A 12,918-nucleotide genomic window follows, 5' to 3' on the forward strand; every position below is an offset into this window, starting at 1 on the left:
ACCCGACGAAGTCGGGCCGGAAACGGAGCCAGGATTTTGCTTGCTTTGATCCTTCAAAGTCAGTCGCCGAGGGGCGAAAAGGTGACCTGAGACTGGCCTGAATCTAACTGACTCTGTGACGCAGAGCGCCACGAATAGGACGCAGAGCGTCCAGAACTGCGTGCCGACGCAGAGCGCCGCACGATAGTCAGATCAGCCCTCGATCCCGAGCATGTCGCGTACCAGCGCTTCGGCGATGCGCACGCCGTCCACGCCTGCCGACAGAATACCGCCCGCATAGCCCGCACCTTCACCTGCAGGGTACAGGCCTTTGGTATTCAGGCTTTGCATCGTCGGGCCGCGAGTGATCCGCAGCGGTGCCGATGTGCGGGTTTCGATGCCGGTCAGCACTGCGTCATGCAGCGAGAAGCCTTTGATCTGCTTGTCGAACGCAGGCAACGCCTCACGGATGGCTTCAATGGCAAAGGCGGGCAGGGCCTCGGCCAGGTCTACCAGTTTCACGCCCGGCTTGTAGGAGGGTTCGACACTGCCCAGCGCCGTTGATGCTCTGCCAGCGATGAAGTCGCCGACCAGTTGCGCGGGGGCTTCGTAGTTGCTGCCGCCCAGCAGATAAGCGTGGGATTCCAGACGCTCCTGCAACTCGATACCGGCCAACGGGCTGCCGGGGAAGTCCTGCTCCGGCGAAATACCCACCACGATGCCCGAGTTTGCATTGCGCTCGTTGCGCGAATACTGACTCATGCCGTTGGTGACCACTCGGCCAGGTTCCGACGTTGCCGCCACCACCGTGCCGCCAGGGCACATGCAAAAGCTGTAGACCGAACGACCGTTGCTGGCGTGATGCACCAGCTTGTAATCCGCCGCGCCCAGTTTCGGGTGGCCGGCGTATTTGCCCAGCCGGGCGCGGTCTATCAGTGATTGCGGGTGCTCAATACGGAAACCCACCGAGAACGGCTTGGCTTCCATGAACACGCCACGGCCGTGCAGCATGCGGAAAGTGTCACGGGCGCTGTGGCCCAGCGCCAGAATGACGTGCCGGGACTCGATCTGTTCACCGCTGTCGAGCTGGACGCCCAGCAACTGGCCGTCCTCGATCATCAGGTCGGTCACGCGCTGCTGAAAACGCACTTCGCCGCCCAGCGCTTCGATCTGGTGGCGCATGTTTTCAACCACACCGGTCAGGCGGAACGTGCCGATGTGCGGTTTGCTGACGTAGAGAATTTCTTCCGGCGCGCCCGCTTTCACGAACTCGTGCAGCACCTTTCGGCCGATGAATTTCGGGTCCTTGATCTGGCTGTAAAGCTTGCCGTCGGAGAACGTACCGGCACCGCCTTCACCGAATTGCACGTTGGACTCGGCGTTGAGCACGTTCTTGCGCCACAGCGCCCACGTGTCCTTGGTGCGCTGGCGCACCTCGGTGCCGCGCTCGAGGATGATCGGCTTGAAGCCCATCTGCGCCAGCAGCAGCCCGGCAAAAATGCCACACGGCCCGAAGCCCACCACTATCGGGCGCTCGGTCAGGCCTTCAGGGGCGTGACCGACCACTTTATAGCTGACATCCGGTGCCGGGCCGACGTGACGGTCATTGGCGAGCTTGCGCAGCAGCGCGGCTTCATCCTTGACCTGAAAGTCGATGGTGTAGATGAAACACAGCTCGGACGACTTCTTGCGCGCGTCGTAACTGCGTTTGAAGAGGGTGAAGTCCAGCAAGTCGCTGCTGTCGATGCCCAGGTGCTGCAAGAGTGCAGCGCGCAGGTCTTCTTCCGGGTGATCGATCGGCAGCTTGAGTTCGGTGATTCGTAACATTAAGGGGTCCAGTTTTCGGGCCGCAGGTTCAGCCCGACAGCACTACAAGACCGGCGATTATAAGCGCTGAACCCCTTTGGCGGCGAGCCTGCCCGATCAGTCGTCGCGCGAACCACCGTAATAACCGCAGCCGCGCTGGGCCTGACCGTTGATACGCAGCTCTGCGGTGAGGTGCTGCACCGAGCCGTCGACGCTGTCAACGCAGCGCTGCGGGGCTACCCAGATCTCGATGCGCTGGTTGTTGGCTTCGCTGCTGACGCTGAAACTGCCATCGGGAAGCTTCTCTTCCACGTAAGGCAAAGCCAGTGGGGCGAGCCCTTCGCGCTCCAGCACCATGCCCTTGCCACTGACGTTGACGTTCCAGGCAGGTTTGTTGCCGTTAACGTGCAGCGTCAGGCGTTTGAAATTGAGGTCTTCACAGGCCTGACCGGGACGCTCGACGCGATACAACTGATGCAGGTCCACCTGGCCATCGCTGTTGGCCGCCTTGCTCGCGGTAAAACTGCCGCGCAGGTCGGCAAACACCTTGCCGTTTTTGTCGGCCAATGATGCGGCTTCCTGCAAAATGCCGGTATTGCCGCGATCCTTGACCACATAACGACGCTGCTCGTTGCACGGCTTGAACAGCAATTGGCCGTTGCTGCCTGTCAGATCGCCCTGCATACGGAGCATACCAGCCGTCGAAACCTTCGGCTCCTCGGCCTGTTTACCGAGCAGCTGGCACCCGGCGAACAGAGGTAAAAGGGCAAATACGAGGACGGAACGGGCAGTGAACATGGTGTGGTCTCCAGACAAGTGCCGCCACGTTACTCAGACTGAAGGTGCATCACAAGGGTTGGAGTGTCTATCGCGTGCAGGAGCGGCCCGAGCGACGCTTCGCTTGTCCGCGAACTGCCGTTTTTTGTGGGAGCGGACTTGTCCGCGAACTGCCGGGAACCGGCAGCGAAACCAGCCGCCTCGGTGGGCCTGACACAACCGAAGTGAGCGGCCTTGGGGCCGATTCGCAGCCCATCGCGGACAAGTCCGCTCCCACGCCCTCCGGGCAGAAGCGCGTTATATGTGCGGACCGGGCGACGCTTCGTTTGTCCGCGAACTGCCGGGGACCGGCAGCAAAACCAGCCGCCTCGGTGTGCCTGACACAACCGAAGTGACCGGCTTTGGGGCCGCTTCGCAGCCCATCGCAGCCGTTGTAACCTTCTGAAACTCCTGCGTCCTCCGGGCAGAAACCGGGGCGTGGATGACGGGTGCCTTGGGCAATCTCAACCGCCCAGGTACGCATCCCGCACTTTCGGATCGACCAGCAGTTCCTCACCCGTGCCTTGCATGACCACGCGACCGTTTTCCAGTACGTAGGCGCGGTCGGCGACTTTCAGGGCCTGGTTGGCGTTCTGCTCGACCAGAAACACCGTCACCCCGTCACGGCGCAGTTGTTCGACGATCTCGAAAATCTGCTGAATGATGATTGGCGCCAGACCCAGCGACGGCTCGTCCAGCAGCAACAGCTTGGGCTTGCTCATCAGCGCGCGGCCGATGGCGAGCATCTGCTGTTCGCCACCAGACATGGTGCCGCCGCGCTGATTGAAGCGTTCCTTGAGGCGCGGAAAGAGGTGCAGAACCTTGTCCATCTGCTCCTGATAGTCAGCCTTTTCCGTGAAGAAACCGCCCATCGCGAGGTTTTCTTCGACCGTCAGGCGCGCAAACACACGACGGCCTTCCGGCACGACAGCGATGCTCTTGCGCATGATGATCGAGGACTCCAGCCCGACGAGTTCTTCGCCCATGTAGCGAATGCTGCCGCTGTGCGCACGCGGCGAACCGCACAAGGTCATCAGCAGGGTGGACTTGCCAGCCCCGTTTGCGCCGATCAGCGTGACGATTTCGCCCTGACGCACCTCCACGTTGACGCTGTGCAGTGCCTGGATCTTGCCGTAGAAGGTGGAAACGTTTTCAAACTGCAGCATTTACGCTTCCCCCAGGTAAGCTTTGATCACGTCAGGATTGTCGCGAATCTGTTCCGGCGTACCGTCTGCCAGAGGCGTGCCCTGATTGATCACCACAATGTGGTCGGAAATGCTCATCACCAGTTTCATGTCGTGCTCAATCAGCAGGACCGTGGCGTCGTGCTCGTTGCGCAACACACCGATCAGGGCTTTCAGGTCGTCGGTTTCTCGGGGGTTCAGCCCGGCTGCCGGTTCGTCGAGCATCAGGATGCGCGGGCGCGTCATCATGCAGCGGGCGATTTCCAGGCGGCGTTGCTGACCATAGGCCAGTGTTCCGGCAGGGCGGTTGGCGAACTCGCGCAGGTTGACGGCTTCAAGCCAGTGCTCGGCGTAGTCCATCGCTTCGCGTTCGCTGCGACGGAACGCCGGGGTCTTGAACAGGCCGGACAGGAAGTTGGTGTTCAGGTGCCGGTGCTGGGCAACCAGCAGGTTCTCCACCGCCGTCATTTCCTTGAACAGGCGCACGTTCTGGAAGGTCCGCACCACGCCCTTGCGGGCAATCTGATGGCCAGCCAAGCCTTGAATCGGCTCGCCGTCCAGCAAAATGGTGCCGGCGCTTGGCTTGTAGAAGCCGGTCAGGCAGTTGAAGACCGTGGTCTTGCCCGCTCCGTTGGGGCCGATCATCGACACGACCTGACCTTTATTGACCGTCAAGGCCACACCGTTGACCGCCAGCAGGCCGCCAAAACGCATGCTCAAGCCTGTGGCTTGCAGTAATGGGCGGCTCATTTCGGCAGCTCCGCTTTCAATTTCATTTCAGGCCGTTGCATCGGCAGGAAGCCTTGAGGACGCCAGATCATCATCAGCACCATCAGGGCGCCGAACATCAACATGCGGTAGTCGCTGAACTCACGCATCAGTTCCGGCAGCAGGATCATCACAATGGCCGCCAGAATGACGCCCAGTTGCGAGCCCATGCCACCCAGCACAACGATGGCGAGGATGATTGCCGACTCGATGAAGGTGAAGGATTCTGGCGTCACCAGGCCTTGGCGAGCTGCGAAAAAGCTGCCGGCGAAACCGGCGAATGCAGCGCCCAGAGTGAAAGCCGACAGTTTGATGACGGTCGGATTCAGGCCCAATGCGCGGCAGGCGATTTCGTCTTCACGCAGCGCCTCCCAGGCCCGGCCGATCGGCATGCGCAGCAGGCGGTTGATGACGAACAGCGCCGCCAGTGCCAGCAGCAGGGCGATCAGGTAAAGGAAGACGACCTTGTTGATCGAGTTGTACGGCAGGCCGAAATACTCGTGGAAGGTCTGCATGCCTTCGGCCGCCTTGCGCTCGAACGTCAGGCCGAAGAAGGTCGGCTTGTCGATGTTGCTGATGCCGTTCGGGCCGCCCGTCAATTCGGTGAGGTTACGCAGGAAAATACGGATGATCTCGCCAAACCCCAGCGTCACGATGGCCAGATAGTCGCCGCGCAACCGCAATACCGGGAAGCCCAGCAAGAAGCCGAACAATGCCGCCATCATTCCCGCAATCGGCAGGCAGATCCAGAAGCCGAGCCCGTAGTAATGGGACAGCAGGGCATAGCTGTAGGCACCGACCGCATAGAAACCCACGTAGCCGAGATCAAGCAGGCCGGCCAGACCGACCACTATGTTCAGGCCCAGGCCGAGCATGACGTAGATCAGGATCAGCGTGGCAATGTCCACCGCACCGCGCGAGCCGAAGAACGGCCAGATGAAGGCCAGTACGATCAGGGCCGCGAGGCCCCAGCGCTGGGTTTTTGGCTGAGTCAGAAAGTCGCTGGTCTTTTGCGGGATCAGCGGCTTGTCTGAGCCGCGACGCAGGCCGCCGATCTGCTCGGCGAACAGCACGCGCAGAAACAGCAGCACCGAGCACACGGCAATGATGGTCAGGGTCAGCGGGCTGGCATTCTGCACTTGCAGGGTCACGCCGGAAAACGCCAGCTTCAGGCCGAACACCGGGTAGGCCACGGCCCAGACCAGTGCGGCGCTGAACAGCGCCTGTTTGAAAGACTTGCTCATACTTTTTCAACCTCCGGACGACCCAGAATACCGGTCGGTCGGAACAGCAGCACCAGAACCAGCAGGCCGAAGGCCACGACGTCCTTGTACTGATCACCAAAAATGTCGGCACCGAACGCTTCGGCGACGCCCAATACCAGACCGCCGAGCACCGCGCCAGGGATCGATCCGATACCGCCCAGCACCGCTGCCGTGAACGCTTTCAGGCCGACCAGAAACCCGGCACTCGGGTTGATCACGCCGTATTGCATGCTCAGCAGCATCGCGGCGACGGCGGCCAGTGCCGCGCCAACCACGAAGGTCAGGGCAATGATGTTGTTGGTGTTGATGCCCAGCAGGTTGGCCATTTTCATGTCTTCGGCGCAGGCGCGGCAGGCGCGGCCCATTCGCGAGCGGGAGATGAACAGGGTCAGGCCGGTCATGGCCAGCAGGGTGACGACGAACACCACGATCTGCATATAGGAAATAAGCACTTCCTGCGAACCACCGGGCCCGAACGATAGGCTGCCGGGCAGCAGGTTGGGGATGGCAAAGTTACCGGAACCCTGAGAAAGCTGAACCGAGTTCTGCAGAAAGATCGACATGCCGATCGCAGAAATCAGTGGAATCAGACGGTTGCTGTTGCGCAATGGCCGATAGGCCACACGTTCGATGCTGTATCCGTAGGCGCTGGTTACGACGATCGCTGCGGCAAAGCCGGCAATCATCAGCAACGGCAGGCTGTGAATCCCCAGCATCGCCAGACCGGCGAGTGCCATGAAGGCCACATAGGAACCGATCATGTACACCTCGCCATGAGCGAAGTTGATCATTCCAATGATGCCGTACACCATCGTGTAGCCGATGGCGATCAATGCATACGTACTGCCAATGGTCAGGCCATTGACCAGTTGCTGCATGTAGTGGAAAAACTCGGGCATTTACCGCGCTCCTAAAAACCTGATCTGCATTTCTCTGACGTGCGCCGGGGTGGCATTCTGTCGATGCGTAGCCTGTTGCGCCGTCAGCGAACCGCTGGTGACGGTTTTAAGATTTTCAGGGGGCCTCGTTACGCAGTGTTGTTTATATCGGTCTGCGTGCGGGCCTGGATGTGTAAAACAAAGCCCACTGCACAGGCAGTGGGCTTCGATGAGTGACGCAGCGCTTATTTGGCGGCTTCGGTCTTCGGTTTGCCGAAGTGCCACTCGTAGACCACGAACTGGAAGTTCTTCAGGTCGCCCTTGGCGTCGTAGCTCAGCTCGCCCATCGGCGTCTTGAAGGTGCCGGCATGGATGGCAGCTGCCACCTTGGCGGTGTCTTCGGACTTGGCGGCAGCGATGCCGTCAGCAATGACCTGAACGGCGGAGTAGGACGGGTACACGAACGGGCCGCTCGGGTCCTGCTTCTTGTCCTGGAACGCTTTGGTCAGCGCCTGGTTGGCCGGGTCCTGATCGAAGGATTTCGGCAGGGTGACCAGCATGCCTTCGGAAGCATCACCAGCGATTTGCGAGATGGATTCGTTGCCGACGCCTTCAGGACCCATAAACTTGGCGTTCAGGCCCTTTTCCTTGGACTGGCGCAGGATTTGCCCCAGCTCAGGGTGGTAGCCGCCGTAGTAGACGAAATCGACATTGGCTTGCTTGAGTTTGGCGATCAGCGATGAGAAGTCCTTGTCGCCAGCGTTGATGCCTTCAAACAGCGCGACCTTGACGCCTTTGGCTTCCAGCGTCTGCTTCACGGCTGTCGCGATGCCTTCGCCGTATTGCTGCTTGTCGTGAATGACAGCGACGATTTTCGGCTTGGCGACGTCGGCAATGTAGTTGCCTGCTGCCGGGCCCTGAGCGCTGTCCAGACCGATGGTGCGGAACACCATCTTGTAGCTGCGCGCGGTGATGTCCGGGCTGGTGGCCGCCGGGGTGACCATGATGATGCCTTCGTCTTCGTAAACATCGGACGCTGGCTGAGTGGAGCTGGAGCACAGGTGGCCGACCACGTATTTCACGCCGTCGTTGACCACTTTGTTGGCGACTGCAACGGCCTGTTTCGGGTCGCAGGCATCGTCGTATTCGACCGCTTCAAGCTTTTTGCCATCGACGCCGCCTTTGGCGTTGATCTGCTCGATGGCCATTTTGGCACCGTTGAACTGCATGGTGCCGTACTCGGCAACAGGACCGGTTTTCGGGCCGGCGATGCCGATCTTGATGGTGTCAGCTGCGAACGAATGGCTGGCAACCCCCGCCATAACCAGTGCGGCAAACAGCCTTGAAAGCTTATTGGTACCCTTAGTCATGATGCTCCACTCTTGCGTTTGTAGTTTTTATAATCCTGATGGCCAAGGCTCCAGGACCGGATTCGATTACCGGTTTTCCCCGCTCCGCCAACTGTACCGGAACAGTTTAGAGTGCCGGTCAATGGCTTGGAAAGCTGCGTGCCGGGGAGCCAACCGATGCGTGTCGCTTAATCGAAAGAAAGTTACAGAAACCAGCCACTTGAGTGCCTGAAAAACCTTCAAATCCATAAGGTTATCTGCACTTCCCTGCGACTTTTCACCTGCTTCTGGGCTTGCCGGCGGGAAAGTCGGCGTTATCATTGCGCCGATTTTCTTTCTGGTGAAACCCATGACGCAAGAACCTAGCACCCTCTATGCCAAACTGCTTGGCGAAACCGCCTCAATCACCTGGACTGAATTGCAACCATTCTTTGCCAAGGGTGCCCTGTTGTGGGTCGAGCTGCCTCTGGATTTGATCGAAGTTGCCGAGGCCGTGGCCGAAAATGATGCAGCCAGGGTGTCTGCATGGCTGGCCGACGGGCAGGTTGGCAAGGTGTCTGAAACCAAGGCGCTTGAGCTGGTAGAGACCGATCCGCCGCTGTGGGCGGTGGTGGTGGCACCTTGGGTTCTGATTCAAAACAGGGCGAATGCCTGAATTTCGCACCCTATGAGTGCTCGCCTGTCTGCCTGATTGGGTTGGAAGGTAACTCTCGGGCGGTCTGCGTGGCGTAAAACCACACCTGCCGATGAGCGTTTTACCGATCCCCATGGCAGAAGCGTCAGGTACGAACGGGGCGATAGCTGACAAAGCTGTCACTGTCGGGCAGTTCGTCGAACGGGTCGATGGGTTCTGATACATCGATGTCCGGCTCTTTCAAGACCGGAAACGGCAGCACGGGCCATCGACTGTTGGCTTCGCGTGCGTTCATCTGTTTGGCAAGAGGCAGGATTCGCTCCAGTGGCTGCGGTCTGCTGAACAGATAGCCTTGCACGTAATCACTGCCGAACTGGTTGAGAAACTTCAGTTGTGCAGGGGTCTCCACGCCCTCGGTGACTACTTTCAGGTGCAGGGTATGCGCCATGATAATAATCGCCTGGACAATTTCCATGTCCTGCGGTGACTCGGGGATGTCGATAATGAATGACCGGTCAATCTTCAGCGTGTCCAGCGGCAGACGCTTGAGGTAGGCGAGCGACGAATAGCCCGTACCGAAGTCGTCGATCGACAGCGACACCCCCAGGCTGCGAATGTGCTTGAGCATCAGGATGGTGTTGCTGATATTGCCCATCAATGCGTTTTCGGTCACTTCCAGTTCCAGCCGACCTGGCGTGGCATCGGCGTCGGCCAGCGCCTGCTCGACCTCTTCGACCAGCTCGTCGCGGCCAAGCGTCAGTGCCGAACAATTGACGGTGATGATCAACTGTTCCAGCCCCTCTTCGCGCAAGGTGGCTAGATCATGACAGGCACGGCGCAGCACCCAGTTGTCCAGCTCGGCAATCAGGCCGTTGGCTTCGGCAATGCCGATGAAGCGAACGGGCGCCAGCAGGCCGTGCTGCGGGTGACTCCAGCGCACCAGCGCCTCCAGCTTGGCGACGTGGCCGGTGCGCATGTCGACGATAGGCTGGTAGTAGACCTGCAGGCCTGTCTCTTCACGCAGGGCATTGCGCAGTTCTTCCTCAAGGTGCAGTTCCAGGCTGGCCTTGGTTTTTAGTGCCGGGCTGAAGAAATTCACCCGGTTACGCCCGTTACCCTTGGACTGGTAAAGCGCAAGGTCTGCGTGCTTGAGCAGCTCATCGCAGGTCGAGCCGTCACGCGGGAAGACCGCGATGCCAATGCTGGTGGTCATGACCATGCGCCGTCCTGCCAGCGCGATGGTTTCCTTCATTTTGTCCATGACCCGATGCGCCAGATGCCGCGCCTCTTCGTAATCGGGAATGCTCAGCAGAATGCAGAACTCATCACCGCCGAAGCGTGCAACCACGTCTTGAACACGCGTGGCGCTGCGGATGCGCTCGGCGATCACCTTGAGAAGCTCGTCCCCGGCATCGTGCCCCAGGCTGTCGTTGATGCGTTTGAAGTGATCGATGTCCAGAAACATCACTCCCAGCATGCCTTTGCTGTGGGTGTGCTCCAGCAGCTTTTCAGCGAATATCTGATTGAAGCCGCGGCGGTTGATCAGGTTGGTCAGCGGGTCGTAATGCGCCACTTGCTGAAGCGAAACGCGTGCCTGATCCAGCTGGCTGAGCAGGGCGTTGACCCGTTGCAGGTCATGTTCCTTGCCCTGCAGCTTCTTGTCGGCCATTGCCGCGCTGATGCTGCCGGCGATGATCAGCAAGGTAATGGCCGCAATGGTCAGCCCCAGTTGCTGGCTGTTTTCGGTACCGGGAATGTGCAGCTCGGCGTTCTCGGGGATAACCAGGCGCAGCGCCCGCATGCCCATCAGGTGCATGCTCAGCAGGCCTGCGCCCAGCAGCAGGCTGACGCCATAGCGAAACATCTGATGGAACATGCCGGCGTACTGACGCAGGTGGCGTGACAGAGTCAGCAGCGCGATGCTGGAGAGCACTGCGACCACGATCGACAGCGCGAACATTCGCGGCTCGTGGTATTGCGTGGCTGCGGAGCGCATGGCCGACATGCCCAGATAGTGCATGGTGCTGATGCCTATGCCCATGATCACCGAGCTGATCAGGCAGCGCTTGAGGGTCAGCTCCGGGATGGTCAGGGCTTTCATGGCGCCCAGTGCCGTGATCAGTACGATCAGCAGCGACACCAGGGTAATGGTCAGGTCGTAGGAGATTTTCAGCGGTGCCTGAAACGCCAGCATGCTGATGAAGTGCATGGCCCACACACCGCCCGCCAGGCAGAGTGCGCCCAACGCTTTCCATACGCGCCGGCTTCTGGTGGCATCCACATGAATGACGCGGTCGGCGATGTCCAGCGTGGCAAAGCACGCCGCACACGCCACGCCATAGGCCAGCGCTACCAGAAACAGATTATGACTGCAGTCGACCAGCAATTGCCCGTCCGCTGGCAGGCCAGCGAACATGTTCAAACCCAGCCATTCCATAGCGTGCCCTATTTTGACTATCAGGGCGCCAAGGCTTAAGGCCTGGCGATTTGAGCTGAGTATAGAAGTTGTTTACAACCTGCCACCCAAATGCGGGGACATTTTGACATCAGTTCAATAACGAATAGTTATAAAAGGCCATCGCGCACCTGTCGTAGTTACGAATATTTACAGACAGGCAGCCTTCCTGCTTCTAGATTTGAGTGACTGACCATAGAAGGACGAATGGTGCCATGAACAAGCTCCCGCCGGAAAACGCGACGCAAGCGGCCAATGCCTGGCGTGTTCTGTTCCTGTTGTTTTTGGCCAATCTGTTCAACTTTTTCGATCGCACCATTCCGGCAATCATCGTTGAGCCCATTCGTCTGGAATGGCACTTGAGCGACTTTCAGCTGGGCAGCTCGGCACTGCGTTCACACTGGTCTACGCCATCGCCGGCCTGCCGCTGGGGCGCATGGCGGATAACGGGTCGCGCAAAAAACTGATGGGCTGCGGGCTGGCGGTATGGAGCGGCTTGACGGCGGTCAATGGCATGGTCGGCAGTTTCTGGACGTTCCTGCTGGTGCGTATGGGCGTCGGGATAGGCGAGGCCAGTTATGCGCCTGCGGCCAACTCGCTGATCGGCGACCTGTTTCCTGCCCATCGGCGTGCGCGTGCAATGGGCCTGTTCATGCTCGGCCTGCCATTGGGCTTGCTGTTGGCGTTCTTTACCATTGGTGCGATGGTCAAGGCGTTCGACAGCTGGCGTGCGCCATTCTTCATTGCGGCGGTGCCCGGTCTGTTGCTGGCGGTGTTGATCTTTTTCATCAAGGAGCCCAGGCGCGGCGCTGCCGAAAGTGTGCGTATCTCGCAAGCGAAGATCGACAAGCCAATCCGCCGCGTGCTGTCGATCCCGACCTTTCGCTGGCTGGTGCTGGGCGGTCTGACCTTCAACTTTGCGACCTACGCCTGCAATTCGTTCATGGTGCCGATGTTGCAGCGCTACTTCCTTCTGCCGTTGCAGGAAGCGGCGGTGGCGACGGGGATAATTGTGGGCGTGACCGGTTTGATCGGCCTGACGCTGGGCGGCTGGATTGCCGACAAGCTGCACCAGCGCTCCGCCAATGGCCGGCTGCTGTTTGCAACCTTCAGCATGCTGGTCGCCGCGCTGGCGACAGGCTATGCGTTGCATGCAGGACGAATCGAGATCGGCGTCTTTGTCGGCGTTTTCAGCCTTGGCTGGCTGTTTGCCTACAATTTTTACACCTGCGTCTACACCGCGATTCAGGACGTGGTCGAGCCACGGCTGCGGGCAACCGCCATGGCGTTGTTCTTTGCCGGGCTCTATCTGCTGGGTGGCGGGCTTGGGCCGGTGTTGGTCGGTCTGCTGTCTGATCACTTCGCCCACTCGGCGATGGCCGTGGCGGGTGTCGAGGTCATGAACGAAAGCTTCAAAGCCATCGGCCTGCACGACGCCATGTGCCTGATCCCGGTCGCGCTGTTTCTGACCCTGCTGTTTCTGTATCAGGCATCGCGCTGCTTCAGCCGGGATGCGCAACGAATGACGGCGCGCATGGTGGCTGAAGAACCAGTGGCGGAGTTGGCGGAAGGGGTTGCGGTGGTCAGGCAGTGATTGCTCTGATGCAAGATCGGACGCAGAGCGTCCAGAACGGCATGCCGACGCAGAGCGTCGCACGATAGTCAAAAATGCTTTAGATGTGCTTTTCAAACACGATGGCACTAACGACGCCGATTGCGACGTAAGTGACGGCTGAGCTCTGGCGCTAATCCGGGGGATGCGAGGCAGGACGCCGAGCAAGCCG

General features: G+C 59.8%; 10 protein-coding genes and 1 pseudogene. 2 read left to right on the plus strand and 9 right to left on the minus strand.

Going from position 1 to position 12,918, the window contains the following annotated elements; genetic code table 11:
- Nucleotides 1–192: 192 nt before the first annotated feature.
- The 8 genes from DW49_RS0112135 to DW49_RS0112175 form a co-directional block, all read right to left on the minus strand.
- Nucleotides 193–1,806, minus strand: coding sequence for an NAD(P)/FAD-dependent oxidoreductase (locus DW49_RS0112135; protein ID WP_005619972.1), 1,614 nt, complete (start codon nt 1,804–1,806; stop codon nt 193–195).
- Nucleotides 1,807–1,902: 96 nt separating this feature from the next.
- A complete protein-coding gene (locus tag DW49_RS0112140; protein ID WP_003381486.1) occupies nt 1,903–2,583 on the minus strand; it encodes a COG3650 family protein in 681 nt (226 codons plus the stop codon).
- Between the two features lie 482 nt (nt 2,584–3,065).
- Nucleotides 3,066–3,767, minus strand: a complete 702-nt coding sequence (locus DW49_RS0112150; RefSeq protein WP_003381485.1) for an ABC transporter ATP-binding protein — start codon at nt 3,765–3,767, stop codon at nt 3,066–3,068.
- Entirely contained in the window at nt 3,768–4,535 is a 768-nt protein-coding gene (livG, locus tag DW49_RS0112155) for a high-affinity branched-chain amino acid ABC transporter ATP-binding protein LivG (RefSeq protein ID WP_003381484.1), read from the minus strand. It lies immediately after the preceding gene.
- Nucleotides 4,532–5,797 carry a high-affinity branched-chain amino acid ABC transporter permease LivM gene (locus DW49_RS0112160; protein WP_005619966.1) on the minus strand — a complete coding sequence of 422 codons (1,266 nt, stop codon included), beginning with the start codon at nt 5,795–5,797 and terminating at the stop codon, nt 4,532–4,534. The genes livG and DW49_RS0112160 overlap by 4 nt, the downstream gene beginning before the upstream one ends.
- Nucleotides 5,794–6,717 (minus strand): high-affinity branched-chain amino acid ABC transporter permease LivH, encoded by a 924-nt coding sequence (livH, locus tag DW49_RS0112165; protein WP_003381481.1) that lies wholly within the window; start codon nt 6,715–6,717, stop codon nt 5,794–5,796. Before livH ends, DW49_RS0112160 begins: the two co-directional genes overlap by 4 nt.
- Before the next feature lie 224 nt (nt 6,718–6,941).
- On the minus strand, nt 6,942–8,066 hold the full coding sequence (locus DW49_RS0112170) for a branched-chain amino acid ABC transporter substrate-binding protein (protein WP_005619964.1): 1,125 nt from the start codon (nt 8,064–8,066) through the stop codon (nt 6,942–6,944).
- 66 nt (nt 8,067–8,132) lie between these two features.
- The gene (locus tag DW49_RS0112175) at nt 8,133–8,396 is read right to left on the minus strand and encodes a hypothetical protein (protein ID WP_024420040.1); all 264 of its coding nucleotides are present in this window, start codon (nt 8,394–8,396) and stop codon (nt 8,133–8,135) included.
- On the opposite strand from DW49_RS0112175, the gene DW49_RS0112180 reads away from it, so the two are divergent.
- Complete coding sequence (locus tag DW49_RS0112180; RefSeq protein ID WP_003381475.1) at nt 8,395–8,700, plus strand: DUF2288 domain-containing protein; 306 nt, start codon at nt 8,395–8,397, stop codon at nt 8,698–8,700. The genes DW49_RS0112175 and DW49_RS0112180 overlap by 2 nt on opposite strands.
- Before the next feature lie 124 nt (nt 8,701–8,824).
- On the opposite strand, the gene DW49_RS0112185 is transcribed toward DW49_RS0112180, so the two are convergent.
- Nucleotides 8,825–11,116, minus strand: a complete 2,292-nt coding sequence (locus DW49_RS0112185; RefSeq protein WP_005619962.1) for a putative bifunctional diguanylate cyclase/phosphodiesterase — start codon at nt 11,114–11,116, stop codon at nt 8,825–8,827.
- A 233-nt stretch (nt 11,117–11,349) separates the two neighbouring features.
- Here DW49_RS0112185 and DW49_RS01000000128295 point away from each other — a divergent pair.
- Nucleotides 11,350–12,728 (plus strand): annotated as a pseudogene (locus DW49_RS01000000128295) (spinster family MFS transporter).
- Nucleotides 12,729–12,918: the final 190 nt, after the last annotated feature.

Source organism: Pseudomonas avellanae BPIC 631 (genome assembly GCF_000444135.1).
Taxonomy (GTDB): Bacteria; Pseudomonadota; Gammaproteobacteria; order Pseudomonadales; family Pseudomonadaceae; genus Aquipseudomonas; species Aquipseudomonas avellanae.